The sequence below is a fragment of the Enterobacter sp. Acro-832 genome, assembly GCF_011752745.1.
GTDB classification, from domain to species: domain Bacteria; phylum Pseudomonadota; class Gammaproteobacteria; order Enterobacterales; family Enterobacteriaceae; genus Enterobacter; species Enterobacter quasiroggenkampii.
Genome location: NZ_VWWX01000006.1, coordinates 1 through 24,321 on the forward strand (window position 1 = coordinate 1; position 24,321 = coordinate 24,321).

Consider the following 24,321-nt stretch of genomic DNA (forward strand, 5'->3'; position numbering starts at 1 on the left):
TTGGGCCGTCAGTCGCAGCAACAACCAGGATCGCGCCGTCCATCTGCGCAGCACCGGTGATCATGTTTTTAACATAGTCGGCGTGGCCTGGGCAGTCTACGTGTGCGTAGTGGCGAGTCGGGGTGTCGTACTCAACGTGAGAGGTGTTGATGGTGATACCACGAGCTTTTTCTTCTGGTGCGTTATCGATCTGGTCGAATGCACGAGCAGAACCACCGTAGGTTTTTGCCAGAACGGTAGTGATTGCAGCGGTCAGCGTTGTTTTACCATGGTCAACGTGGCCGATAGTACCGACGTTAACGTGCGGTTTTGTACGTTCAAACTTTTCTTTAGACATCGATTGTCCCTCTAAGACACGGATAAATCGGTGATATCACCACATCAACCAGGCGAAATGCCTGAATTGTTGAATACAGTAAAATTGAAACAGAGAGAAACGGGAAGGAGAAGTGAAGTGGTGCTGATACCCAGAGTCGAACTGGGGACCTCACCCTTACCAAGGGTGCGCTCTACCAACTGAGCCATATCAGCACGTATTGGAGCGGGCAGCGGGAATCGAACCCGCATCATCAGCTTGGAAGGCTGAGGTAATAGCCATTATACGATGCCCGCATCCTGAAACTCGGCTACCCAGTTCTTTCTGTAACAAAAAAAGAGATTTCTCTCTTTTTCAGTTTGAGCTGGCTAATTTTTCCAACCAGCTCCGGCGGCATTTACGCTGCCAGAAAGTGGTGGTGGGGGAAGGATTCGAACCTTCGAAGTCTGTGACGGCAGATTTACAGTCTGCTCCCTTTGGCCGCTCGGGAACCCCACCGGACTTGATGGTGCCGACTACCGGAATCGAACTGGTGACCTACTGATTACAAGTCAGTTGCTCTACCTACTGAGCTAAGTCGGCATCAAGTAGCGCGCATTCTATGGATACCTGCGCGGTCATGCAACTAAAAATTTGCATAAAACGTTCTTTCGCTCACATTTTATGCGAACGAAGCGCTAAGCGCTGTAAAAGTAGTCATTACGGGTCAAATAATCAACATGCACGCGTGATTTACACTATATACACCATAGCGTGACGGCTTCCGCGTAACGCAGCGCTATCCATCTTTTTTCTTATTATTCCTGCCATCTGGTGTTAACCTCCTGCCCATTGTCCAAAATTAACTGTGTGATGAGCCACGATCCGGCAGTATAGCGCTGGCTCACTGAAGCATGCTTATGAGCAAAAAAGAGCAAACGTTAATGACGCCTTATCTTCACTTTAACCGCAGCCAGTGGGCTGCCCTGCGTGATTCCGTCCCTATGACGCTGACGGAAGGTGAAATCGCACGGTTAAAAGGGATAAACGAAGATCTGTCCCTTGAAGAGGTGGCAGAAATTTATCTCCCCCTCTCTCGCTTGCTTAACTTCTATATCAGCTCGAACCTGCGTCGTCAGGCGGTGCTGGAGCAGTTTCTCGGGACGAACGGTCAACGCATTCCTTATATCATTAGTATCGCAGGCAGCGTGGCCGTGGGTAAAAGTACCACCGCACGCGTTCTGCAGGCGCTGTTGAGCCGCTGGCCGGAACACCGCAGCGTGGAGCTGATCACGACCGACGGCTTTCTGCATCCAAACGAAGTCTTAAAAGAACGCGGGCTGATGAAGAAGAAAGGCTTCCCGCTCTCTTATGATATGCACCGTCTGGTGAAATTTGTCTCCGACCTGAAATCCGGCGTGCCTCACGTAACAGCGCCGGTCTATTCGCACCTGATCTACGATCGCATTCCGGGTGGGGATAAAACGGTGGTCCAGCCGGATATTCTCATTCTGGAAGGTCTGAACGTGCTGCAAAGCGGTATGGACTATCCTCACGATCCGCATCACGTCTTTGTCTCGGATTTCGTCGATTTCTCTATTTACGTCGATGCGCCGGAAGATCTGCTGCAGAACTGGTACATCAACCGCTTCCTGAAGTTCCGCGAAGGGGCGTTCACCGATCCGGACTCCTATTTCCACCACTATGCTCAGCTTTCTGAAGAAGAAGCGATCAATGTGGCGACGGGGCTGTGGAATGAGATCAACTACGTGAACCTCAAAGAGAACATCCTGCCGACGCGCGAGCGCGCGAGCCTGATCCTCACCAAGAGCGAGAAGCACGCCGTCGACCAGATTCGCCTGCGGAAATAATAAAGCAGACATAAAAAAACCGGCTTAGCGCCGGTTTTTTTCGTTATGCGTGTGGCTTCTCGCCGTTTTCATCCTGATCGACCGCGAAGCAGGCCACCAACTGGCCGCCATACTCCTTCAGCTGCGGCTGTAGCTGGGTACAGGGGCCAAAGCGACGGCTGCAGCGGGCGTTGAATGCACATCCCGGCGGCGGATTCAGCGGGCTTGGCAGCTCTCCCGTCAGCTTAATACGCTCACGACGATCGTCCGGGTTCAGACGCGGCGTCGCGGACAGCAGCGCCTGGGTGTACGGGTGGCGAGGGTTATTAAAGATCTGGTCTTTGGTCCCCTTCTCCACGCAGCGCCCCAGGTACATCACCATCACTTCATCGGCAATATGCTCCACCACCGACAGGTCGTGGGAGATGAACACGTAAGAGAGTCCCAGCTCCTGCTGCAGATCCATCATCAGGTTCAGCACCTGCGCCCGCACGGAGACGTCGAGCGCCGACACCGGCTCATCGGCAATCACTACGTCCGGGTCAAGCATCAGACCGCGTGCGATGGCGATACGCTGACGCTGGCCACCGGAGAACATATGCGGATAGCGGTCGTAATGCTCGGTTTTGAGGCCGACCTTCGCCATCATCGCCAGCGCTTTTTCACGGCGCTGCTCTTTGCTCAGATTGCTGTTAATCAGCAGAGGCTCTTCCAGAATCTGCCCCACTTTTTTACGCGGGTTCAAAGAACCATACGGGTTCTGGAACACAATCTGGATTTTCTGGCGACGCAGCTTCTGCGCCTGCGGATCGTGCTTGAGCAGATCCTGGCCCTGATAATAAAGTTCACCGCCGGTCGGCACTTCAATCATCGTCAGCAGACGGCCCAGCGTCGATTTCCCGCAGCCTGACTCTCCCACCACCGCCAGCGTTTTACCGCGTTCGAGGTTAAAGGAGACGCCGTCCAGCGCTTTCACCAGGCGTTCAGGGGCAAACAGTCCCTTCTTCACCGGGTAATATTTTTTCAGGTCGATGGCCTGCAACAGCGGCTGTTGCGTGGTGGCCTGTTGCGTACTCATAGTGTTGGCCTCCCGGCATCATCGAGTGGGTAGTGGCATTTCGACTGACGACCGTCAGCCAGCTGGTTCAGCTCTGGCTCTTCCGCCCGGCATTTGTCCGTCGCATACGGACAGCGCGGATTGAGCAGACAGCCCTGCGGACGGTCATATTTACCCGGCACCACACCCGGCAGCGATGCCAGACGCGCTTTATCCTGAGCAAACTCCGGCAGCGCGCGTAAAAGCGCCTGGGTATACGGGTGACGCGGCGCGCGGAAGATATCGTGCGAATTTCCGGTCTCGACCACCTGGCCGGCATACATCACGATGATTTTGTGCGCGGCTTCGGCCACCAGCGCCAGATCGTGCGTAATCAGCACCAGCGCCATATTCTCTTTCTGCTGCAGCTCCAGCAGCAGCTCGATGATTTGTGCCTGAATGGTCACATCCAGCGCCGTCGTCGGTTCATCCGCAATCAGCAGCTTTGGCCGACAGGCAATCGCCATGGCGATCATCACGCGCTGGCTCATCCCGCCAGAAAGCTGGTGCGGGTAAACGTCCAGACGGGATGCCGGGTCAGGAATACCCACCTGGTTCAGGAGATCGATCGCCCGCTGACGACGGGTTTTCTTATTCCCGCCCTGGTGCACCTTAATCGCTTCCATAATCTGGAAACCGACGGTGTAGCACGGGTTCAGGCTGGTCATCGGATCCTGGAAAATCATCGCCACTTCCGCGCCCACCAGCTGGCGGCGCTGTTTTTCAGAAATGCGCTTCAGGTCCTGACCGTTGAACTGCAGGTTTTCCGCCATCACGCGGCCCGGGTAATCAATCAGCCCCATGATCGCCAGCGAGCTCACTGACTTACCGGAACCGGACTCCCCAACGATACCCACCACTTCGCCCTGATTGACGCTGTAGCTGATGCGGTCCACGGCGCGAAACGGGGTGCCTTCATCGCCGAAGTGCACCGATAATTTATCTACATTTAATAACGCCATCTCGTGCCTCTTACTGCTTCAGTTTGGGATCAAGCGCATCACGCAGGCCATCACCCATCAGGTTAAATGCCAGCACCGTCAGCAGGATTGCCAGACCCGGGAAGGTGACAACCCACCAGGCGCTTTGTGCGAACTGCAACACGTCGGAGAGCATGGTGCCCCACTCCGGTGTTGGCGGCTGCGCACCCATGCCCAGGAAGCCAAGAGCGGCCATATCAAGAATGGCGTTAGAGAAACCGAGCGACGCCTGAACGATCAGCGGCGCAAGGCAGTTCGGGAAGATATTGACAAACATCTGGCGCATCGCACCGGCCCCCGCTACGCGAGACGCCGTGACGTAGTCGCGGTTCACTTCCACCAGCACCGCCGCGCGGGTTAAACGCACGTAGTGAGGAAGCGCCACGAACGTTAGCGCCAGGGCGGCGTTACCGATCGACGGCCCGAAGATCGCCACCAGCACCAGCGCCAGCAGCAGGCTTGGCAGCGCCAGCATGATGTCGACGATACGCATGATGATGTTATCAACAATGCCGCCGAAGTAACCGGCAACCAGACCCAGCACGATCCCCATAATCAGAGATAACACCACCACCAGACAGCCGACCAGCAGCGACAGGCGCGCACCGTACATCAGACGCGACAGCACATCGCGGCCCACATCATCGGTCCCCAGCAGGTGCGCCAGGCTACCGCCGTCCTGCCAGGCAGGCGGGGCGAGCAGCGCATCGCGGAACTGATCCGCCGGGTTATACGGCGCCAGCACGTTTGCGAACACCGCAATCAGGATCATGATAGCGACATACACCAGCCCCACCACCGCGCCTTTGTTGCGCTTGAAGTAGTGCCAGAACTCCTGCATCGGCGTCATCGGAACCGGTGCAGCAACAACTTTGTTTTCAGAAACCTGTGACATGATGGCCCCTTACTTCTTATGACGAATACGCGGGTTCACCACGCCGTACAGCAAATCGACCAGCAGGTTGACGAGGATAATCATCGTCGCGACCAGCAGAACACCGCCCTGCACAACCGGATAGTCACGGCGCTGCAGCGCGTCAATCAGCCAGCGTCCCAGGCCCGGCCAGGAGAAGATGGTTTCGGTCAGGATCGCCCCCGCCAGCAACGTCCCCACCTGGAGACCGATAACGGTCACTACCGGCAGCATGGCGTTACGCAGCGCATGGACGATAATGACGCGCATACGCGTCAGGCCCTTGGCGCGGGCGGTGCGGATGTAATCCTCACCCAGCACTTCCAGCATCGATGAACGGGTCATACGGACGATCACCGCCAGAGGAATAGTGCCCAGCACCATGGCAGGCAGGATCATATGCGCGACGGCATCCATGAAGTTGCCCTCTTCACCCCAGATAGCCGTATCAATCAGCATAAAGCCGGTGAGCGGGTTGGAGTCGTCCAGGAAGACCATATCGCTGACGCGCCCGGAAACTGGTGTCAGGTTTAGCTGCACCGAGACCAGCATGATCAGCATCATGCCCCACCAGAAGATAGGCATGGAGTAGCCGGTCAGCGCCAGGCCCACGGCGGTATGGTCAAAAATAGAGCCACGCTTGACGGCAGCCAGTACCCCAACAGGGATACCCACCGCGGTGGCGAAAATCATGGCGCAGACGCCAAGCTCCAGTGTCGCTTTAAAACGCGGCACGAACTCGTCCCACACCGGAAGACGGCTTTTCAACGAAATCCCTAAATCACCGTGCAGCACGCCCCAGATATAGTGGAGATACTGCTGCCACATCGGCTTATCGAGGCCGAGTTCAGCCAACAGCTGTGCATGGCGCTCAGGGGAAATACCACGCTCGCCCGCCATAATCATTACCGGGTCGCCGGGGATCATATGGACGAAGGCAAAAGTGAGAAGGGTGATACCGATAAACGTGGGGATAACAAGTCCCAGACGTCGGAGGATGAACTGCAACATAACCCGGATTCTCTCTGATGACGCACGACCAGTGGCGTGACGTCTGTATTGCTCACAAATCTTATCCCCTCTCCTTTCAGAGAGAGAATTAAGCACTGCTGCCGGGTGGCGCTACGCTTACCCGACCTACAGACCGTAGGCCAGTGCAAGCGCAGCGCCGCCTGGCGTTGCTTTTAATTATTCAACCGATACGTTTTCGAAGTGGTGTTTGCCCAGTGGATCAACCACGTAGCCTTTCACTTCTTTACGCACTGGCTCGTACACGGTGGAGTGAGCCACAATCAGCGCCGGAGCCTGATCGTGCATAACAACCTGCGCCTGCTTGTACAGTTCAATACGTTTGTTGTGATCGTCGGTCGCACGCGCCGGCTGGATCAGGTCTTCAAACGGCTTGTAGCACCAGCGAGAGTAGTTAGAACCGTCTTTTGCCGCCGCGCAGCTGAACAGGGTGGCGAAGAAGTTGTCCGGATCCCCGTTATCACCGGTCCAGCCCATCATGACTGCCTGGTGCTCACCCGCTTTGGCGCGCTTCAGGTACTCGCCCCACTCGTAGGTCACAATCTTGGCCTGAACGCCAATCTTAGCCCAGTCAGCCTGAACCATTTCTGCCATACGGCGTGCGTTCGGGTTGTACGGACGCTGTACCGGCATCGCCCACAGCTCGACGGTGAAGCCTTTATCCTGGCCCGCTTCTTTCAGCAGCGCTTTCGCTTTCTCAGGATCGTAGGAGTAGTCTTTAACGTCGTCGTTATAGCCCCACATGGTTGGTGGGATCAGGTTTTTGGCTGCAACGCCAGCGCCCTGGTAAACCGCCTTGATAATCGCTTCTTTGTTCACCGCGTAGGTCAGCGCCTGACGCACTTTCACGTCATCAAACGGTTTCTTCTCGGTGTTGAAAGAGAGATAGCCCACGTTCAGGCCAGCCTGCTCAAGCAGGTTGATGTTCTTGTCCTGCTTCATGCGGGCGATATCAGCCGGGTTCGGGTATGGCATCACCTGACATTCGTTTTTCTGCAGTTTTGCATAACGTACGGACGCATCAGGCGTGATGGAGAAGACCAGACGGTCAATCTTCGGCTTGGTGCCCCAGTAGCCTTCGAACGCTTTATACAGAATACGGGAGTCTTTCTGGTACTGCAGCAGCTGGAATGGACCGGTACCGATTGGGTTCAGGTCGACTTTCTCCGGCGTACCGGCTTTCAGCATGTTGTCCGCGTACTCTTTGGAAAGAATAGAGGCGAAGTCCATGGCCAGGTCAGCCAGGAACGGCGCTTCAGGACGCGTCAGCACGAACTGAACGGTATTATCGTCCACTTTTTTCACTTCAGAGATCAGATCCGGCAGGCCCATCCCTTCGAAGTATTCATAGCTGCCGCCAGAGACTTTGTGGTACGGGTTCTGGGCGTTTTTCTGACGGTCGAAGGAGAACACAACGTCGTCGGCATTAAAGTCGCGCGTTGGTTTGAAATCTTTGCTGTCCTGCCACTTCACGCCCTGGCGCAGGTGGAAGGTATAGGTTTTACCGTCTTCGCTGACGTCCCACTTCTCAGCCAGACCCGGAATCACTTCCGTGGTACCGGTTTTGAATTCAACCAGACGGTTATAGATCGGTACAGAGCTTGCGTCGTACGTCGTACCAGAGGTAAAGAGCTGTGGGTTAAAGCCTTCCGGCGAGCCTTCAGAACAGTAAACCAGGGTTTTTGCCTGTACGCTTGCTGCCACGGTCATAGCCACCAGGCTCAGACCAAGCTTCAGCATCCCTGACTTCTTCAAGGAAATACTCATTATTCTGCTCCAATGTGATGTTTTGCTTTGTTGTGTTACGCCGCCAGACCTTTATTTATTTTTTACCCGGTCCGGTCGGAGGTGCCCGAAGGCGTTAAAGGGATGGAGAATCCTTTCAGAAGAGCGTTTGAGTTGCAGCGCAGATCGTCCCTGAAATGCCCCTCATGCCCTACAATCTGTCAACAGAATGTGAAAACGTCAATACAGGTGACGGGGATTTACGCTGAGTGTGAGAAACCGCAAACAAAGATTAAAAAAACCACGAGCGCCAGTTTTCAGCAGGGAAATTTATGCTACTCGCCATGTTGCAGCACAACTCTCTCCCTATTTCGCCACAATCAGTGATTAACTTTTATTCAGAATGGGTAAATTTTCTTGCAGAATGGTGATTATCTGAGCACTAAATACCGCGAACGTTAAAACGCACAGCGAAAAATGCTGAGCTTATCCATAAGCAACGCGAAAAAAGATCAATCTATATATAAAAAAATACAATGGATTATGTCACAAAATCGTTAACAGACAGGAAGAAGCCGGTCTAACAGGCGTTTTGGATACTCTGGTGGGGTAAGGTCATAATGCAAAAAGGGCTAACCTTGCGGTTAGCCCTTTTCGGAATGTGGTCGGCGAGAGAGGATTCGAACCTCCGACCCACTGGTCCCAAACCAGTTGCGCTACCAAGCTGCGCTACTCGCCGAATGCGGAGCGCATCTTACTGCTGAGGTGCGCCCCCGTCAATCCCTTATTTTCAAAAAGCCATTCAACTGGCGATATTCTCGCCAGAGCAGCTACTGCGCGGCTTTTGCGCTGTTATCAGGGAGTTTACACCAGTTGTTGTTTTCGTTAATTCCACCATCCGGTGAGGTATAGCCGAGACAACCCATGATGGTGTCATACAGCTCAACGTGACGACGCGGCACCTTCATCTCCGCCTCTTTCTTCAGCTGAGCAAACATCTTCGCTTTCTCCGGGTCTTCCAGATACTTGTCGGACATCCACACCATCATTGGCACGCGGAACTGCTCCGGCGGCGCCATCTTGCGTGGCGTACCGTGGAGATGCTCGTATTCATTGATGGATTCACCGTGGTCTGCCGCATAGAAGACGATCGCTTTCTTATCACGAACCTGGTCAATCACCGTATCAATAAAGTGATCCACATACATTACGGAGTTATCGTAGGAGTTAATCAGCTGCGCTTTGGTGCAGTCTTTATCCACCCCGACACATTCCGGCGTCCATTTGGCAAAGCTACGCGGATAGCGTTGGGTGTAATTAAAGTGCGACCCTTTGGTATGCAGGATGATCATGTGCTTGCCATCAGGCTTACCGTTGAGGGAGAGTTTCATCTCATCTATCAGCAGCATGTCATCGACAGGTTTTCCACGGTTGCGCGCCTCTGCGCCAATCTGCTCGCGGTAGGAGATGTTTTGCGCCATGGTGTTGCTGTAGAACCACATCTCGCTCTGCATCGCATAGAGGTCAGACGTAAATCCAAGCTGATGCAGCACCGAGAAGACGTTTTGCTCTTTTAGCGTACGCTGCGGGTTGTCACTCGCCCCGCCCTCGCGCACAAACATACAGCGCAGGGAGAGCTTGGTGGCGGTATCACAGGAATAGCCACGATAGGCAATCAGGTTCTTTTCCTGCGCCAGTTTCGGCGTGGTATCTCGGTTATAGCCGAGAATACCCATATGATCCCAGCGCGTGGTCTCTCCGATAATAAAGACGACGTAGGTATCGTCGATATCCTTTGGCGCAACATAGGTAAATTTCTTCGCCGGGTTTATCAGCGACTTATTATCCGAGGACTCATCCACCTGCGCCCACGCATACAGCCCCAGCGCGGAGATCCAGTTAGACGGCAAATACGAGTTGGCGACCACACCGCCATAGCTTGGCAGATCCACGCCGGAGGTACGTTCATCATTCTTCTGCTTCACTTCCAGCAGGCGAATCGGCCCCCAGACCATCAGGCCCGCCAGCAACACCACGGCGACGCTTCTGAATCGCTTTCCGGGCGTGCGGATCTGGTGAACCAGCGTGTAGCGGCAGCGGTTGCTCCAGATGAGCAGCAGCGGCAAGGCGCTGACGGCCACCAGCCAGAGAATAAAGTGGAGCCCTACAACCTCTTTAGAGAGGTCGATATCCGTGGTCATCACCGAGGCAATAATGCCGTAGCCAATCACCACGTTCATAAAGGTCATGTAATAGCTGGCACCCGCCGAGCACAGCACGATAAACGTTGCCAGCACTCGCCACACGCGACGGCCAAACAGGGTAAGAATACGGAATAAAAAGAAGGTGACCAGTACCGCAGCGACCAATTCGACAACCGCTGCAATTCCTTTCCAGACGGTAAAATCATGCGCATAACCGTCAAACCGACGAAAAAAAACTGCGCCATTCATAAACAGGCCGATGTACAACGCCAGCAAAAAGCAGAGCTTTTGTTGCGCCATCGATTTAATGTATTTCATGCAAGCTACCCGGAACAAGGGACAGTACCACCGCCCACGCTGATTATTACGTGGGCAGATTACATATACGCACAGGGGATCGTTCAGTGAAACGACGACAGGCGTGGTAAGTAGACCACAGAGGAAGGGAAAAGTGGCAGCAGAGTGTGTGATCGGTACAGTTATTTACAAAAAACACTTCAGGAATTTGACAACGCCAGCAAAGCCTCGGTTTTCACATAAGAAACAGGCCGGATAACCGGCCTTATTTAACGTCTCAGGCGTGCACCTCTTTGAAGACTTCACGCTGCGGCTGACGAATCGTCGTGGACAGCGCCAGCGAGATAATCAGCAAGGCAAAGATCACGCAGAAGGTCACGTAGAACCCGCCGAACAGGGAGGCAATCAGCGAGCCGCAGATACTGCCAATCCCGAAGCCCAGATAGATAACCCCATAGTTTTTCGCCAGATTGTTCAGGCCAAAGAACTCGCTCACCAGTGACGGGAAGACGGTAATGGTGCCGCCGAAGTTAAAGGCCACGCAGGCAATCGCCGCGAAGAAGGTGGCTTCATTCAGCGGAGCAAACAGCAGCGCCGCCATACCGACCAGCGAAACCACCTGCCCAATCGTAATCACGCGGATGCGGGCAATTTTGTCAGACAGAATACCGAGGACCAGACGACCTGAGAGGTTAGCAATGGAGATCACGGTCACCGCGTTGGCCGCCGTGGCTGCATCCAGTTTCACCATCCCCTGCGCGATATCTTTCGCCACGCCGATGACATACAGACCGCTCATGCAGGCCGTCAGGAACATCACCGCCAGCATCCAGTACTGTGGCTTACGCATGGACTGCGCGAGGGTGAAGTCGTTCTCCACCACGCCGTTTACAGATTTCACTTCCTGCTGCGGCGCATCTTTCATCAGCGTGGCGCCGAACAGAATCATCACCAGCACGATAGCGCCCCAGATCATGAAGGTTTTTTCGAGACCGACGGATGCCAGCAGATGGGCGTCGATAAATTTGAACCCGAGGCTGCCCAAACCGTAAGAACCAATGGCAAACGCCGAGATTAAGCCTTTACGTTCCGGGAACCACTTCACGCAGTTTGACAGCGTCAGCAGATACCCCGCACCGTCCGCCAGCCCCACCAGCACGCCAGCGCTTAGCCACAACATCATCAGGTTGCTGGAATGCGCGGTCAGGAAAAAGCCCAGCCCCAGCAGGATACCGGACGCCATGGTCACGCGCTTCACGCCAAAACGCTCCTGCAGTTTGCCCGCGACGGAAGATGAAATCGCCAGACCCAGGCTCAGCAAACCAAAGGAGAACGCGACCTGACTGACCGGCGCGCCGAGTTTGTCGGAAAGCGCGCTGTTAAACAGGCTCCAGGTATAGACCGACCCCAGCGCAAACTGAGTGATGATGGTACCAAAGAGCGTGAGCCAGCGCGTGCGGTTATAGGTTGATGTGTTCATGGCAGTTGTCCTGCAAGAGAAATTAAGGAAGTTCGCTGAGGACAACGATAAACAAAACCTTAATATGCCTGGGGTAAAACGGCATGAAATGCAGGCGGAACGGAATGAAATGCCTGGAATCGGGAATGAATGACCTGGCACGGGAATAAAGCGATAGCGTGTTAGTACCTGCTATCGCTGTAAACCCTGTGGTTGTTGTATTCGAGATGTTATCGTAACGTTTAAAAAAGTAACAACTCTAGAAATTCGCGCTGACGCCGAGGGTGTATAAAAACTCCTCACCGGTAGTGGTATGCTCCCCCTGAGCCAGCGACGCATAGGCTGCCATGTGTGTATTAAAGGGAATATCCGTTCCTACGGTGACATCCATCCAACTACCGTTTTGAGCAGGGGCGGGCGTTTGTGGCATACCAAACTGCGATTTCCACTGGTTTTCACCAAACTGCTGGTTATAGCTGATCTGCGCCCAGGGTCGGAGATCGCCGTACTGGGTATTCACGCGCCACCCCAGCGTGCTGATGCTGGCATGCCAGAGCGGGTCCGTAACTGACTGTGTCGACGCGCTATCACCAAACTCGTTGATCATCATGGGAGCCGTGCCGTCATAACGCCACGCCACCACCGGGCCAGTGCTGATGCGCGCTGAAACGGGAAAATTCCAGCCCACGCTCATCGCCCCCTCTGCCGTACTGCCAGACGGTATATTCAGGGCAAGACCCGGGGTGTTTTGCGAAGACTGAATACGCTCAGCGAGAATATCCTCATAGCGCGGTTGGTGATCCGCGTCCCATGTATAGCGTTCCGCCGTATTATTTTGGGCGTCTGAAACGATATATTCCTGTTGCCAGGCAGACGCTGTATTACAAAAAAACAGGCAGGCTGAAATTCCCACCAGGCCAGACACAGCATGGCGACCACTGATTTTTTTTATCATCATCAACGCGACCCCAGAGAGAGCCGAATTCGGCGATATTTGTCGTTATTCAGGAAGAGCTTATAGACCTTGTATTAACTATTGTCTTTATAGTAAACACGTCAAGCCGGTCAGAACGAATTTTTTGCAAAATCAGTATCAATAAGGGAGATGACGGATGGAACGTTGCGGTTGGGTAAGCCAGGATCAGCTTTATATCGACTATCACGATCGGGAATGGGGCGTGCCGGAAACGGATGGCAAAAAGCTCTTTGAGATGATCTGCCTTGAGGGCCAGCAGGCGGGGTTGTCATGGATTACGGTACTGAAGAAACGCGAAAATTACCGCAACGCCTTCCATCAGTTCGATCCCGTCGCCGTCGCCGCGATGACCGATGAGGACGTGGAACGACTGGTGCAGGATGCCGGCATCATCCGCCATCGCGGTAAGATCCAGGCCATCATCGGTAACGCACGGGCTTATCTGGCGATGGAGCAAAACGGCGAATCATTTTCAGATTTTGTCTGGACGTTTGTGAACAACACTCCGCAAGTCACGCACGCTGCCACACTCGCGGACATCCCGGCCTCCACCCCAGCCTCGGATGCGCTCTCGAAGGCCCTGAAAAAACGCGGCTTTAAGTTTGTCGGCTCCACCATCTGCTACGCCTTTATGCAGGCCTGTGGCCTGGTCAACGACCACGTTACCGGCTGCTTCTGTCATCCGGGAGGTCATCATGATCCGCAAATGGCAAAGTGAAAATACCGCGCCGCTTCTGAGCCTGTGGCTTGAAAGCACTACAGAAGCGCATCCGTTTATCGCGCCGAATTACTGGAAAGAGAATGAGGCCATGGTGCGGGATGTTTACCTGCCCTCCGCTGAAACCTGGGTCTGGGAACAGGACGGCGAACCTTGCGGATTTATCAGCGTGATGCAGTCTCAGTTTGTCGGCGCCCTGTTTGTAGCGCCGTCATGCATCGGGAAAGGGATCGGGCGCGCGCTGCTGAACCATGTTCAACAGCGCTTTCCGCACTTAACCCTGGAGGTGTATCAGAAAAATGTCCGGGCGGTGAACTTCTACCATGCGCAGGGCTTTCGCATTGAAGACAGCGCCTGGCAGGATGACACCCAGCACCCGACCTGGATCATGAGCTGGCAGGCGGATCAAACGCCGTTAAGGTAAGCTCGGGACCCGTATATTTCTCGACCCAGGCCAGCGCCGTGTTTCCTGCGCAGCCATTCCCCAACTTCGAGCTGGGGAGATCTTTGGTCAGCACGTTAACCGCCCCGTTTTTGCAGATACCGCCTTCGGCGAGCTCAAGGTCAGGCCATGCGCCCTGATGAATGCAGATCACGCCCGGCTTAATACCGTCGCTCACCACCGCCCCTGCCAGCACCTGTCCACGCGAATTCCAGACGCGCACCACGTCGCCGTCCGCAATCCCGCGCGCTTTCGCGTCGAGGGTATTCAGCGTGATCGGCTCTCGTCCGGCGACCGCATACTGCTCGCGCAGGGAGGTATAGTTAAGCTGACTGTGCAGACGGTGCGCAGGATGGGCAGACAACACCTGCAGCTGATCCGGCCGGGCGTTGCCGTGCCATTCGTCCGGCTCGAGCCACGTAGGATGGGGCGGGCAGTCAGCATAGCCAAAGCTGGCGATACGCTCGCTGTAGATCACAATCTTTCCGCTCTCGGTTTTCAGCGGATGGTTCTCCGGATCGCGTCGAAAATCAGCGAAACGAACAAACTGCGCGTTCTGTTCGCTCTCCGGCATTTCAATAATCTGGTTCGCCTCCCAGAACTCAGCAAATGGCGGAAGCGTCACGCCCTGCGCCGCGCCGCGCTGCCCGGCAATCTGGTAGAACGTTTCCAGCCATTGCAGATCGTTTTTCCCTTCAGTAAAACGCGCGCTTCCGCCCGCTTCCCACAGTTCGCTCAGTTCAGCAAACACGTCAAAATCGTCACGCGCTTCATCACGCGGGGCGACAACGCGCTTCATCGGGACCATATGTTGATTGCTGTAGTCGCCGGTCATGGTGAGATCGTTACGCTCAAACGAGGTGGTCGCCGGGAGGACGATATCGGCGTGTTTCGCCGAGGCGGTCCAGAAGCACTCTGAAATCACCACCAGCTCCGGCTTCTGCCAGGCGCGGATCAGGCGATTGGTATCCTGATGGTGTGTGAAGTTTGACCCACCCGCCCACCAGACAAATTTAATATCCGGGAAGTGGCGGTCCAGACCATTGTGCTGATAAAAACCGCCCGGATTTTCCAGGGCTTCAACAATACGCGCCACCGGGATTTTATCCACCGCATCCACGCCGCCCTGCACCGAGCCCTGCAAAGACGCCAGCACCGCCGCTTTACGCGTGGGGTTACCGCCATTGGCAAAATGATAGGAGAGACCAAAACCGCCGCCCGGCGTACCGATCTGCCCAAGCATCGCGGCAAGGGTCACCAGCATCCAGTGTTTCTGCTCGCCAAACTGCTGGCGTTGCATCCCCCAGCCGGACATTAACATCGTGGCATTTTTATGGAATAACGCCGCCAGTTCGCGGAGTTTATCCGCAGGAACACCGCAAATCTCTGCTGCCCACTCTACCGTTTTCGCCACGCCATCGGACTGGCCCGTCAGGTAGTCGGCGAACTTATCGAAGCCGGTGGTACAGCGCGTCAGGAATTCGACATCGTGCCAGCCGTTTTCCACCAGGGTATGGGCGATACCGAGCATCATTGCCACGTCGGTGCCCATATGCGGGGCAACCCACTCGGCGCTGTCGCCGAAGAAATCCAGGGTTTCAGAGCGCATCGGGTCAATGCAGATGATGCGCTTGCCGCTTTTGCGCAGCGCGTCGAAATAGCCAATGCCCTGCTCGTCGCTGGCATTCCAGGCAATTTTCAACGTGTTAAGAGGGTTAGCGCTCCACAGCACCACCACATCGGTATGCTCTAGCACCAGCGGCCAGCTGGTCTGCTGCTGATACACTTCGTTCCCGCCCACGACGTACGGCATGATCGCCTGCGCCGCACCGGTGGAGTAATCCCCCAGATGACCGGTATAGCCTCCCGCCAGGCTCATATAGCGCTGCAGCAGCGTCGACGCCTTATGCAGCACCCCATTAGAGCGCCAGCCGTAGGACCCGGCGAAAATCGACGACGGACCGTAACTGTCGCGAATGCGCTTGTGCTGGGTGTGGATCAGCGCCAGCGCGTCATCCCAGCTCACGCGAACAAACTCATCCTGCCCACGAATACCCTGCGGCTTGTCCGGCGAGGCCAGAAAACCTTTACGCACCATCGGCCAGCGCACGCGCGTTTTGCTATGCACCTGATCGCGAACGACGGTCTGTAAAGAGTTGGGATGTTGTGTTGGCAATGCTCCGCGAGACGACAGAACATTTTCGCCATCGGTTTCGACCAGCATCGGCCCCCAGTGGGCGGCGGTCAGAATGGTTTTCGTTGAGGTGCTCAAGCGTGCGCTCCTGGTTGCGTGCAGGTTACGGCCTTCTTGTTGAGGCCGTTTATGGTTTGTCACAAATTTCAGAGTTATACCCGGAATTTTCTCCGTATCTGGACGTCATAATCAACTGCCACGCTCGCCGTGGCAAAGAATAAAAAGGATTAAGGAAAGAAGATGAAAAAACGCGTACTCGTTATTGCCGCTCTGGTGAGCGGTGCCCTGGCTGTTTCTGGCTGCACAACCAACCCTTACACCGGTGAACGCGAAGCGGGTAAATCCGGCATTGGCGCGGGTATCGGCTCGCTGGTCGGCGCAGGCGTTGGGGCGCTCTCCTCCTCCAAGAAAGACCGCGGCAAAGGCGCGCTGATTGGCGCAGCAGCGGGCGCAGCGCTGGGCGGCGGCGTTGGCTATTACATGGACGTGCAGGAAGCAAAACTGCGCGACAAAATGAAGGGAACCGGCGTGAGCGTGACGCGCAGCGGCGATAACATCATCCTGAACATGCCGAACAACGTGACCTTCGACAGCAGCAGCGCAACGCTGAAACCGGCTGGCGCGAATACCCTGACCGGCGTGGCGATGGTGCTGAAAGAGTACAACAAGACCGCGGTGAACGTGATGGGCTACACCGACAGCACCGGCAGCCAGGATCTGAACATGCGTCTGTCCCAGCAGCGCGCCGATGCCGTGGCCAGCTCACTCATCACCCAGGGCGTTGAAGCAAACCGCATCCGCACCAGCGGCATGGGCCCTGCCAACCCTATAGCCAGCAACAGCACGGCGGAAGGCAAAGCGCAGAACCGCCGTGTTGAGATTACGTTAAGCCCAATTCAGTAGGTAAAAGCAAAACGGCAACCCCGTTGCCGTTTTTAGTGTTTGCGCCCTCTCCCGTGGGAGAGGGTTGGGGTGAGGGCATCAGACCGCAACCTCCGGTAAGCGCAGCGTCACCGGGCAAATTACTTGATTCGTCCGATTTTCCCGCTAAGGTATTCTCACTAAATTCAGGGAAATCAGTGATGAGCAAACCAGCCCGGGCCACCATCAGCGACGTGGCGAAAGCCGCCAAAACCGGTAAAACCAGCATTTCGCGCTATCTTAACGGCGAGAAACACCTGCTGTCCGATGCGTTGCTGGCGCGTATTGAACAGGCCATTGCCGATCTCGACTACCGTCCCAGCCTCATGGCGCGCGGGCTCAAACGCGGGCGCACCCGCCTTATCGGGCTGATCATCGCCGATATCACCAACCCCTACTCCGTGAACGTGCTCAGCGGTATCGAAGCCGCCTGTCGCGAGAAAGGCTTTACGCCGCTGGTCTGTAATACCAACAACGAAGTCGACCAGGAGCTGCATTATCTCGACCTGCTGCGCAGCTATCAGGTGGAAGGGATTGTGGTCAACGCGGTAGGCATGCGTGAAGAAGGATTAAATCGCCTGCAGCAATCCTCCCTGCCCATGGTCCTCATCGACCGTAAAATCCCGGAATTTGCCTGCGACGTGGTCGGGCTGGACAACACCCAGGCCGCGACAACCGCCACCGAACATCTGATTGAACAGGGCTTCGAGGCCATTCTGTTTCTGAGTGAACCGCTGGGGATGGTCAACACCCGTCGTGAACGCCTGAGCGCATTTCGCGCCACGCTGGAGCGTTATCCCGGCGTGATCGCCGAAAATGCCGAAACGCCGCTGCACGAAGCCGCGCAGCTCGACAACACCCTGCGTCAGTTCCACATGCGCCATCGCGGGATGCGAAAAGCCGTTATCTCCGCCAACGGGGCGTTGACCCTGCAGGTTGCCCGCTCGCTCAAGCGCATTGGCCTGCACTGGGGCAGCGACATTGGTCTGCTGGGATTCGATGAACTGGAATGGGCGGAACTGGCTGGCGTAGGCATTACCACCCTCAAACAACCCACCTGGCAGATTGGCTATGCTGCTGTTGAACAAGTGGTTCGTCGTATTGAAGGCACCAGCGATGCCGTTCGCGAGCAGGTCTTCTCCGGAGAACTGATCGTTCGTGGCTCTACCGCGCGTTAAATTTCCCTTGTGATAGCGATCATAAATTCAACATCCTGACCTTTTCTTTGGAACCGGTTCCATCTAGCGTAATAGTATTGATATGTTGCGATGGAGTCCGAAGATGGGCAGGAAAATTATGGTGGTCACCGCCGCGTACGGTGCGGAACAGGTGCGGCAGGCGGGCGGTCAACGGGCAATGCTTCCCGTTATTGCTGGCGCGGGGGCAGACGGCGTGGAGATCCGCCGCGAGCTGTTCAACAGCGAAGAGCTGCTGGCGCTGCCTGCGCTGGGCGAATCCATTGAGCTGCTGGGCCTGCTGGCGTGCTACTCCGCACCCGCCGCCCTGTTTATGCCCGACGGCACCCTCAACCCGGACCTGCCCCACTATCTCTCTGAAGCCAACACCCTGAACGCCCTGTGGCTGAAGGTTTCCCTCGGCCATTTCAGCGACACGCAACCACTCGACGCCCTGCGTACGCTATTGAACACCAGCGGTATGGCGCTGGTCGTGGAGAACGATCAGACCGACTGCGGACAGCTCGCGCCCATGCAGCGTTTCCAGGCCGCCTGTCGGGAAATGGCGCTCCCCGTCACGCTGACCTTCGACATGGGCAACTGGCTGTGGGTGGGCGACTCGCCGGAAGAGGCCGCGCGTCATCTGGCCCCTGCGGTGAGCTATATCCACGTGAAAGCCGCCGTGCCGCATAAAGATAACTTCCGCGCCGTCGCACCGGACCGCGCCGATGCGCGCTGGCTGGATCTGCTCGGCCAGCTGCCTGCCGATGCCCCGCGCGGTATCGAATTCCCGCTGGAAGGGTCGGATTTAACCGCCGTTACCCGCCATTACGTCAACCTGCTGCGCGAGGAGTAAACCATGCACAAGACGCTGGATGTCATCACGATTGGTGAAGCCATGGCCATGTTTGTTGCCACCGAAACGGGCGAACTGAGTGCGGTGGAGCACTTTATCAAACGCGTCGCAGGCGCAGAGCTGAACGTCGCGACCGGCCTGGCGCGTCTCGGCCTGAACGTGGGCTGGGTCAGCCGCGTGGGGGATGACAGCTTTGGCCATTTCGTTCTCGATTCGCTGAAAAAAGAGGGGATTGATGCCGCTGGCGTCACCCTTGACGGACGCTTCCCTACCGGCTTTCAGCTTAAATCCAAGGTCGAAAATGGAACCGATCCCATCGTAGAGTATTTCCGTAAAGGCTCGGCCGCAAGCCACCTCTCTGTCGCGGATTACCACACCGATTACTTTGCCTCCGCGCGCCATCTTCATCTGAGCGGCGTGGCAGCCGCGCTGTCTGCCAGCTCGTATGAACTGCTGGATCATGCGGCAGCTACCCTGAAAGCCCAGGGCAAAACGATCTCGTTCGATCCGAATTTGCGCCCGGTGCTGTGGAAAAGCGAAGCGGAAATGGTGGAGAAACTGAACCGTCTGGCGTTCAGGGCGGACTGGGTTCTGCCAGGCCTGAAAGAAGGGATGATCCTGACCGGCGAAAGCACGCCGGAAGGCATTGCTGACTTCTACCTGAATAAAGGGGTAAAAGCGGTGGTGCTGAAGACCGGTGCCGATGGCGCATGGTTTAAAACGGCCAACGGTGAACAGGGTGCGGTCGCGGCAGTGAAGGTCGAGAACGTGGTCGACACCGTCGGCGCGGGCGACGGCTTTGCCGTGGGCGTGATTAGCGCCCTGCTGGAAGGCAAAACGCTGCCGCAGGCCGTCGCGCGAGGCAACAAGATTGGCTCGCTGGCCATTCAGGTGCAGGGCGACAGCGAAGGATTACCAACGCGAGCACAGCTCGGCGTTTAAATTCCCTCTCCCTGTGGGAGAGGGCCAGGGTGAGGGCAGCAAGCCGCACCAAATAATTAAGCCACCGTGTACCCTACAGACAACGGCGGTAACAACCTCAACAACAGAGGCAAGCCTATGAACAGTTCGACCAATGCAGTAAAACGCTGGTGGTACATCATGCCAATCGTGTTTATCACGTACAGCCTGGCGTACCTTGACCGTGCCAACTTCAGCTTCGCGTCCGCAGCGGGGATCACCGAGGACCTCGGGATCACCAAAGGTATCTCCTCCCTGCTGGGTGCCCTTTTCTTCCTGGGTTACTTCTTCTTCCAGATCCCCGGCGCGATTTATGCGGAACGCCGCAGCGTGCGTAAGCTGATCTTCATCTGTCTGATCCTGTGGGGCGCCTGCGCGTCACTGACCGGCATGGTGAACAATATTCCTGCCCTGGCCGCCATTCGCTTTATCCTCGGCGTCGTTGAGGCGGCGGTTATGCCCGCGATGCTGATCTACATCAGCAACTGGTTCACCAAATCTGAGCGCTCGCGCGCGAATACCTTCCTGATCCTCGGTAACCCGGTCACGGTACTGTGGATGTCGGTGGTGTCGGGCTACCTGATCCAGTCCTTCGGCTGGCGCGAGATGTTTATCATTGAAGGGGTGCCGGCGATTATCTGGGCCTTCTGCTGGTGGGTGCTGGTGAAAGATAAACCTGCCCAGGCGAAGTGGCTTTCCGAAGATGAAAAAGCAGCGCTGCAGGCGCAGCTGGATAAAGAACAGCAAGGTCTGAAGGCGGTACGTAACTATGGTGAAGCCTTCCGCTCGCGTAACGTGATCCTGCTCTGCGCACAGTATTTTACCTGGAGCATTGGCGTGTACGGCTTTGTGCTGTGGCTGCCGTCCATTATCCGCAGCGGCGGTGAAAACCTCGGCATGGTCGAAGTAGGCTGGCTGTCATCCGTACCGTATCTGGCGGCAACCATCGCGATGATCATCGTCTCCTGGGCGTCGGACAAGCTGCAGAACCGCAAGCTGTTTGTCTGGCCGCTGCTGCTGATTGCTGCCTTCGCCTTTATTGGCTCCTGGGCCGTGGGCGCAAACCACTTCTGGGTCTCTTATACGCTGCTGGTGATTGCCGGTGCCGCCATGTATGCCCCGTACGGACCGTTCTTCGCCATCATCCCCGAGATGCTGCCGCGTAACGTTGCGGGTGGCGCGATGGCACTGATTAACAGTATGGGTGCACTGGGTTCGTTCTGCGGCTCCTGGTTCGTGGGTTACCTGAACGGTGCCACCGGCAGTCCATCCGCATCGTACATCTTTATGGGGGTGGCGCTTTTCGCCTCGGTGTGGCTTACTCTGATTGTTAAGCCTGCTAATAATCAACAACACCCTGTCGGCGCTCGCCACGCCTGAATCCTTAAAAAATCAACGGAGATTAGCATGAAGCCGTCCGTCATTTTGTATAAAGCCCTGCCGGAAGATCTGCAGAAACGTCTTGAAGAGCACTTCACCGTTACGCAGGTGAAGAACCTGCGCCCGGAAACCGTGGCACAGCACGCCGACGCGTTCGCCAGCGCCGAGGGCCTGCTGGGTTCAAGCGAAAAAGTGGATGTCGCCCTGCTGGAGAAAATGCCGAAGCTTCGTGCTACCTCAACCGTTTCCGTGGGTTACGACAACTTCGACGTAGATGCCCTAAACGCCCGCAAGATCCTGCTGATGCATACGCCGCATGCCCTGACGGAAACCGTGGCCGACACGCTGATGGCGCTCGTGCTCACCACGGCCCGTCGCGTGGTGGAAGTGGCTGAGCGCGTCAAAGCGGGCGAATGGACAAAGAGCATTGGTCCGGACTGGTTCGGTGTGGATGTTCACGGCAAAACGCTGGGCATTGTCGGTATGGGGCGTATCGGGCTGGCGCTGGCGCAGCGCGCGCATTTTGGTTTTAACATGCCGATTCTGTATAACGCGCGTCGCCATCACAGTGAAGCCGAAGAACGCTTCAACGCCCGCTACTGCGAGCTGGATACCCTGCTGCAGGAAGCCGATTTTGTCTGCCTGGTTCTGCCGCTGACGAACGAAACCCGTCATCTGATCGGCAAAGAGGCGTTTGAAAAAATGAAGACGTCCGCCATTTTCATCAACGCGGGTCGTGGCCCGGTGGTGGATGAGAAGGCGCTGATTGAGGCCCTGCAAAACGGTGAGATCCATGCAGCAGGTCTGGACGTGTTTGAGCAGGAGCCGCTGTCGGTGGATTCGCCACTGCTTTCGCTGCCTAACGTGGTTGCCCTGCCCCACATCGGCTCAGCCACCCATGAGACGCGCTACAACATGGCGGCCACTGCGGTTGATAATCTGATTGCCGCATTAGGTGGAAAGGTGGAGATAAACTGCGTGAACCCGCAGGTGCAACGGTAGAAACGAAAAAACCCGCCAGAAGGCGGGTTTTTAAATTCTTTGCTACTGGGTTGGAAGCTTACAGGCTTACAACGTTACCAGCTGCTGGGCCTTTAGCGCCGCTTTCGATGGTGAAGGACACTTTCTGACCTTCGTCCAGAGATTTGTAGCCATCGTTCTGGATAGCAGAGAAGTGTACGAACACGTCTTTAGAGCCATCGTCAGGAGTGATGAAGCCGAAACCTTTATCAGCGTTGAACCATTTTACCAGACCAGTCATTTTAGCAGACATAGAAATTACCTTATTAACAAATATATTGTGCCTTCCGGCTTGATGGATTGCGTTACAGATTTTTAAGCGATGAAGGAAGGGTCACTACGAAGGGTATCTATGGATAACAATCTGGACTGCTTTACTAAACTGCTTTAGGTCTGTGTAACAAACCGACGGGAACAGTTATACCGATGTGGTAGAGGAATGACAAGCGTTATTTTCTGTATGCATAAAAAAACCCCGCCAGGAGCGGGGTTTTTCGTCTTATTCTGTGGCAGTGACTGCCGCACTCCAGGCCTGGCTAAAGGCCTGATGCTGGGAGGCCAGCGGCCCAATCAGCGTATTGTACTGGCTTGCCTGCTGGGAGGTCGGGAACTGAATACCGTTGGCAACAAAGCTCACCTGCGTATTCTGCTGGGCGATAAAGTCACCCACCTGGACCAGCTGCTGCGTGAAGATTTGCGCGGCTGGAATCAACGGCTGCAGTGCTTCAGACGGTTTGGTCACCACTTTCTCATACACTTTGTCGAAGACCGGTTTGAGATCGTCGCCCTGCTTCAGCGCAGAACGTGACGCGTCAGCCTGCATTTTCGCATTTTGCAACTGCTGGCTCAGCACGCCAAGCGCACCGTTGGACTGGCGCAGCGGTTCACGTTGCGTCATATAATCCTGTGGAACGCGGATGGCGTTCACGCTATCCACTACCGGGCGGATACCGGAATCCATCGCCTGGCTCACCTGCTGTGAATAACCATAAAGAATGGCGTAATCGGACACGAAGGGGCCAAACTGTTTTTTCTGATCCGCAGTCAGCGTCGGCAACCGCTCGCCGCTGCGCATCACTGTATTCTGCAGAAAATCGATAAACGCTTTGCGCTGATCGCCTTCTTTATCAAAACACCCACTCAGGCTAACAACCATCAACAACGCCGCAATAGGCGCAAACCAGCGAGAGCAGGACTTTCCTGTCGCCATTTTATTACTCCTTTCACCCAAAAAAGCGCACACCGGCACACGCGTGCCCGACGCTGACAAGGATAGTCCAGGTCAGCCTTGCAAGATACTCTTTTCATGCAAAACGGCTATTGCCGATTTATTTCTTATCATTTACAAAAAAATACCTGGCGAAGCCGACATATGACTAATCAGGGAATTAGCATAACTCTCCATATTGCTGAATCGGATACAGCGATCGTTACCGCACGATTAATCACACCCGTGACGATCCTGGGTTGGTATTAGGGACTATTCTTAATTGGCTCTCTGATGTTCTTGATCACGATGTGAGATTTAAGAGGAGTCCTCAATGGAATATAAAGATCCTGAGTTTGAATTGCTGAGCAGTCTGGAACAGATCATTTTTAAAGATGTACCGCAGACGATTACCCTGCAACAAAAATCCAATCCCTTTACAGAATATGAGCAATTGCGCAAAGGGACAGGACTGAAAACCGAAGAATTCGCCAGAGCGATGGGTGTCAGCGTGGCTATGGTGCAGGAGTGGGAGTCAAAACGTGAGAAACCCACCCCAACCGAGTTAAGGCTGATGCGCCTGATTCAGGCCAACCCTGCACTCAGCAAACAGATAGCGTAGTG

General features: G+C 55.5%; 22 protein-coding genes and 5 tRNA genes. 10 read left to right on the forward strand and 17 right to left on the reverse strand.

Annotation, left to right across the window (positions count from 1 at the left end; translation table 11 throughout):
• From F3J31_RS18475 to F3J31_RS18495, 5 genes are all read right to left on the reverse strand, one after another.
• The coding region (locus F3J31_RS18475; protein ID WP_019725119.1) for a GTP-binding protein at nucleotides 1-337 on the reverse strand (337 nt) is incomplete at its 3' end.
• 118 nt (nucleotides 338-455) lie between these two features.
• Nucleotides 456-531, reverse strand: a tRNA-Thr gene (locus F3J31_RS18480).
• Nucleotides 532-537: 6 nt separating this feature from the next.
• Nucleotides 538-612, reverse strand: a tRNA-Gly gene (locus F3J31_RS18485).
• 117 nt (nucleotides 613-729) lie between these two features.
• Nucleotides 730-814, reverse strand: a tRNA-Tyr gene (locus F3J31_RS18490).
• An 8-nt stretch (nucleotides 815-822) separates the two neighbouring features.
• Nucleotides 823-898: transfer RNA gene (locus tag F3J31_RS18495), tRNA-Thr, on the reverse strand.
• A 317-nt stretch (nucleotides 899-1,215) separates the two neighbouring features.
• On the opposite strand from F3J31_RS18495, the gene coaA reads away from it, so the two are divergent.
• Nucleotides 1,216-2,166 carry a type I pantothenate kinase gene (coaA, locus tag F3J31_RS18500; protein WP_021242480.1) on the forward strand — a complete coding sequence of 317 codons (951 nt, stop codon included), beginning with the start codon at nucleotides 1,216-1,218 and terminating at the stop codon, nucleotides 2,164-2,166.
• Between the two features lie 43 nt (nucleotides 2,167-2,209).
• Here coaA and dppF read toward each other — a convergent pair whose 3' ends face one another.
• The 9 genes from dppF to F3J31_RS18545 form a co-directional block, all read right to left on the reverse strand.
• Nucleotides 2,210-3,223 carry a dipeptide ABC transporter ATP-binding subunit DppF gene (gene dppF, locus F3J31_RS18505; RefSeq protein WP_008502773.1) on the reverse strand — a complete coding sequence of 338 codons (1,014 nt, stop codon included), beginning with the start codon at nucleotides 3,221-3,223 and terminating at the stop codon, nucleotides 2,210-2,212.
• On the reverse strand, nucleotides 3,220-4,203 hold the full coding sequence (gene dppD / locus F3J31_RS18510) for a dipeptide ABC transporter ATP-binding protein (RefSeq protein WP_008502772.1): 984 nt from the start codon (nucleotides 4,201-4,203) through the stop codon (nucleotides 3,220-3,222). Before dppD ends, dppF begins: the two co-directional genes overlap by 4 nt.
• A 10-nt stretch (nucleotides 4,204-4,213) precedes the next feature.
• Entirely contained in the window at nucleotides 4,214-5,116 is a 903-nt protein-coding gene (gene dppC / locus F3J31_RS18515; RefSeq protein ID WP_008502771.1) for a dipeptide ABC transporter permease DppC, read from the reverse strand.
• 9 nt (nucleotides 5,117-5,125) lie between these two features.
• A complete protein-coding gene (dppB, locus tag F3J31_RS18520) occupies nucleotides 5,126-6,145 on the reverse strand; it encodes a dipeptide ABC transporter permease DppB (protein WP_008502770.1) in 1,020 nt (339 codons plus the stop codon).
• A 177-nt stretch (nucleotides 6,146-6,322) separates the two neighbouring features.
• Complete coding sequence (gene dppA / locus F3J31_RS18525) at nucleotides 6,323-7,930, reverse strand: dipeptide ABC transporter periplasmic-binding protein DppA (protein WP_045907856.1); 1,608 nt, start codon at nucleotides 7,928-7,930, stop codon at nucleotides 6,323-6,325.
• Between the two features lie 620 nt (nucleotides 7,931-8,550).
• Nucleotides 8,551-8,627 (reverse strand) — tRNA-Pro (locus tag F3J31_RS18530).
• Between the two features lie 91 nt (nucleotides 8,628-8,718).
• A complete protein-coding gene (gene eptB, locus F3J31_RS18535; protein ID WP_045907857.1) occupies nucleotides 8,719-10,410 on the reverse strand; it encodes a kdo(2)-lipid A phosphoethanolamine 7''-transferase in 1,692 nt (563 codons plus the stop codon).
• 256 nt (nucleotides 10,411-10,666) lie between these two features.
• The gene (locus tag F3J31_RS18540) at nucleotides 10,667-11,869 is read right to left on the reverse strand and encodes an MFS transporter (protein WP_167214620.1); all 1,203 of its coding nucleotides are present in this window, start codon (nucleotides 11,867-11,869) and stop codon (nucleotides 10,667-10,669) included.
• Between the two features lie 238 nt (nucleotides 11,870-12,107).
• Nucleotides 12,108-12,806 carry an autotransporter domain-containing protein gene (locus F3J31_RS18545; RefSeq protein WP_167214623.1) on the reverse strand — a complete coding sequence of 233 codons (699 nt, stop codon included), beginning with the start codon at nucleotides 12,804-12,806 and terminating at the stop codon, nucleotides 12,108-12,110.
• Between the two features lie 154 nt (nucleotides 12,807-12,960).
• Here F3J31_RS18545 and tag point away from each other — a divergent pair, with 154 nt between their 5' ends.
• Both tag and F3J31_RS18555 read left to right on the forward strand, forming a co-directional pair.
• Nucleotides 12,961-13,542: a DNA-3-methyladenine glycosylase I gene (gene tag, locus F3J31_RS18550; RefSeq protein WP_111967681.1), complete on the forward strand. Its 582-nt coding sequence runs from the start codon at nucleotides 12,961-12,963 to the stop codon at nucleotides 13,540-13,542.
• Complete coding sequence (locus F3J31_RS18555; RefSeq protein WP_045907860.1) at nucleotides 13,520-13,966, forward strand: N-acetyltransferase; 447 nt, start codon at nucleotides 13,520-13,522, stop codon at nucleotides 13,964-13,966. The genes tag and F3J31_RS18555 overlap by 23 nt, the downstream gene beginning before the upstream one ends.
• Here F3J31_RS18555 and F3J31_RS18560 read toward each other — a convergent pair.
• Entirely contained in the window at nucleotides 13,929-16,208 is a 2,280-nt protein-coding gene (locus tag F3J31_RS18560) for a molybdopterin guanine dinucleotide-containing S/N-oxide reductase (protein WP_240152777.1), read from the reverse strand. The genes F3J31_RS18555 and F3J31_RS18560 overlap by 38 nt on opposite strands.
• A 210-nt stretch (nucleotides 16,209-16,418) precedes the next feature.
• Here F3J31_RS18560 and F3J31_RS18565 point away from each other — a divergent pair, with 210 nt between their 5' ends.
• The 6 genes from F3J31_RS18565 (at nucleotide 16,419) to ghrB (ending at nucleotide 22,472) form a co-directional block, all read left to right on the forward strand.
• Nucleotides 16,419-17,081 (forward strand): OmpA family lipoprotein, encoded by a 663-nt coding sequence (locus F3J31_RS18565; RefSeq protein WP_024909080.1) that lies wholly within the window; start codon nucleotides 16,419-16,421, stop codon nucleotides 17,079-17,081.
• 179 nt (nucleotides 17,082-17,260) lie between these two features.
• A complete protein-coding gene (locus F3J31_RS18570) occupies nucleotides 17,261-18,277 on the forward strand; it encodes a LacI family DNA-binding transcriptional regulator (RefSeq protein ID WP_045907861.1) in 1,017 nt (338 codons plus the stop codon).
• Between the two features lie 103 nt (nucleotides 18,278-18,380).
• Complete coding sequence (locus F3J31_RS18575; protein ID WP_025910491.1) at nucleotides 18,381-19,130, forward strand: hypothetical protein; 750 nt, start codon at nucleotides 18,381-18,383, stop codon at nucleotides 19,128-19,130.
• Nucleotides 19,131-19,133: 3 nt separating this feature from the next.
• Entirely contained in the window at nucleotides 19,134-20,072 is a 939-nt protein-coding gene (locus F3J31_RS18580) for a sugar kinase (protein ID WP_167214630.1), read from the forward strand.
• Between the two features lie 117 nt (nucleotides 20,073-20,189).
• The gene (locus F3J31_RS18585) at nucleotides 20,190-21,470 is read left to right on the forward strand and encodes an MFS transporter (RefSeq protein ID WP_045907864.1); all 1,281 of its coding nucleotides are present in this window, start codon (nucleotides 20,190-20,192) and stop codon (nucleotides 21,468-21,470) included.
• Between the two features lie 27 nt (nucleotides 21,471-21,497).
• Nucleotides 21,498-22,472 carry a glyoxylate/hydroxypyruvate reductase GhrB gene (gene ghrB / locus F3J31_RS18590; protein WP_167214633.1) on the forward strand — a complete coding sequence of 325 codons (975 nt, stop codon included), beginning with the start codon at nucleotides 21,498-21,500 and terminating at the stop codon, nucleotides 22,470-22,472.
• 58 nt (nucleotides 22,473-22,530) lie between these two features.
• Here ghrB and cspA read toward each other — a convergent pair whose 3' ends face one another.
• Together cspA and F3J31_RS18600 are read right to left on the reverse strand one after the other, a co-directional pair.
• Nucleotides 22,531-22,743: an RNA chaperone/antiterminator CspA gene (cspA, locus tag F3J31_RS18595; RefSeq protein WP_003860775.1), complete on the reverse strand. Its 213-nt coding sequence runs from the start codon at nucleotides 22,741-22,743 to the stop codon at nucleotides 22,531-22,533.
• A gap of 246 nt (nucleotides 22,744-22,989) precedes the next feature.
• Complete coding sequence (locus F3J31_RS18600) at nucleotides 22,990-23,700, reverse strand: DUF3053 domain-containing protein (RefSeq protein WP_024909075.1); 711 nt, start codon at nucleotides 23,698-23,700, stop codon at nucleotides 22,990-22,992.
• Nucleotides 23,701-24,031: 331 nt separating this feature from the next.
• Between F3J31_RS18600 and F3J31_RS18605 the strand changes: the two genes are divergently transcribed.
• Nucleotides 24,032-24,319 (forward strand): HTH-type transcriptional regulator, encoded by a 288-nt coding sequence (locus F3J31_RS18605; protein WP_008502755.1) that lies wholly within the window; start codon nucleotides 24,032-24,034, stop codon nucleotides 24,317-24,319.
• Nucleotides 24,320-24,321 lie beyond the last annotated feature (2 nt).

What these genes read in the sequence shown, in the direction of transcription:
- coaA (WP_021242480.1), top strand. Translation starts at nt 1,216, where the DNA reads ATGAGCAAAAAAGAGCAAACGTTAATGACGCCTTATCTTCACTTTAAC.
- dppF (WP_008502773.1), bottom strand. Translation starts at nt 3,223, where the DNA reads ATGAGTACGCAACAGGCCACCACGCAACAGCCGCTGTTGCAGGCCATC.
- dppD (WP_008502772.1), bottom strand. Translation starts at nt 4,203, where the DNA reads ATGGCGTTATTAAATGTAGATAAATTATCGGTGCACTTCGGCGATGAA.
- dppC (WP_008502771.1), bottom strand. Translation starts at nt 5,116, where the DNA reads ATGTCACAGGTTTCTGAAAACAAAGTTGTTGCTGCACCGGTTCCGATG.
- dppB (WP_008502770.1), bottom strand. Translation starts at nt 6,145, where the DNA reads ATGTTGCAGTTCATCCTCCGACGTCTGGGACTTGTTATCCCCACGTTT.
- dppA (WP_045907856.1), bottom strand. Translation starts at nt 7,930, where the DNA reads ATGAGTATTTCCTTGAAGAAGTCAGGGATGCTGAAGCTTGGTCTGAGC.
- eptB (WP_045907857.1), bottom strand. Translation starts at nt 10,410, where the DNA reads ATGAAATACATTAAATCGATGGCGCAACAAAAGCTCTGCTTTTTGCTG.
- F3J31_RS18540 (WP_167214620.1), bottom strand. Translation starts at nt 11,869, where the DNA reads ATGAACACATCAACCTATAACCGCACGCGCTGGCTCACGCTCTTTGGT.
- F3J31_RS18545 (WP_167214623.1), bottom strand. Translation starts at nt 12,806, where the DNA reads ATGATGATAAAAAAAATCAGTGGTCGCCATGCTGTGTCTGGCCTGGTG.
- tag (WP_111967681.1), top strand. Translation starts at nt 12,961, where the DNA reads ATGGAACGTTGCGGTTGGGTAAGCCAGGATCAGCTTTATATCGACTAT.
- F3J31_RS18555 (WP_045907860.1), top strand. Translation starts at nt 13,520, where the DNA reads ATGATCCGCAAATGGCAAAGTGAAAATACCGCGCCGCTTCTGAGCCTG.
- F3J31_RS18560 (WP_240152777.1), bottom strand. Translation starts at nt 16,208, where the DNA reads ATGCTGGTCGAAACCGATGGCGAAAATGTTCTGTCGTCTCGCGGAGCA.
- F3J31_RS18565 (WP_024909080.1), top strand. Translation starts at nt 16,419, where the DNA reads ATGAAAAAACGCGTACTCGTTATTGCCGCTCTGGTGAGCGGTGCCCTG.
- F3J31_RS18570 (WP_045907861.1), top strand. Translation starts at nt 17,261, where the DNA reads ATGAGCAAACCAGCCCGGGCCACCATCAGCGACGTGGCGAAAGCCGCC.
- F3J31_RS18575 (WP_025910491.1), top strand. Translation starts at nt 18,381, where the DNA reads ATGGGCAGGAAAATTATGGTGGTCACCGCCGCGTACGGTGCGGAACAG.
- F3J31_RS18580 (WP_167214630.1), top strand. Translation starts at nt 19,134, where the DNA reads ATGCACAAGACGCTGGATGTCATCACGATTGGTGAAGCCATGGCCATG.
- F3J31_RS18585 (WP_045907864.1), top strand. Translation starts at nt 20,190, where the DNA reads ATGAACAGTTCGACCAATGCAGTAAAACGCTGGTGGTACATCATGCCA.
- ghrB (WP_167214633.1), top strand. Translation starts at nt 21,498, where the DNA reads ATGAAGCCGTCCGTCATTTTGTATAAAGCCCTGCCGGAAGATCTGCAG.
- cspA (WP_003860775.1), bottom strand. Translation starts at nt 22,743, where the DNA reads ATGTCTGCTAAAATGACTGGTCTGGTAAAATGGTTCAACGCTGATAAA.
- F3J31_RS18600 (WP_024909075.1), bottom strand. Translation starts at nt 23,700, where the DNA reads ATGGCGACAGGAAAGTCCTGCTCTCGCTGGTTTGCGCCTATTGCGGCG.
- F3J31_RS18605 (WP_008502755.1), top strand. Translation starts at nt 24,032, where the DNA reads ATGGAATATAAAGATCCTGAGTTTGAATTGCTGAGCAGTCTGGAACAG.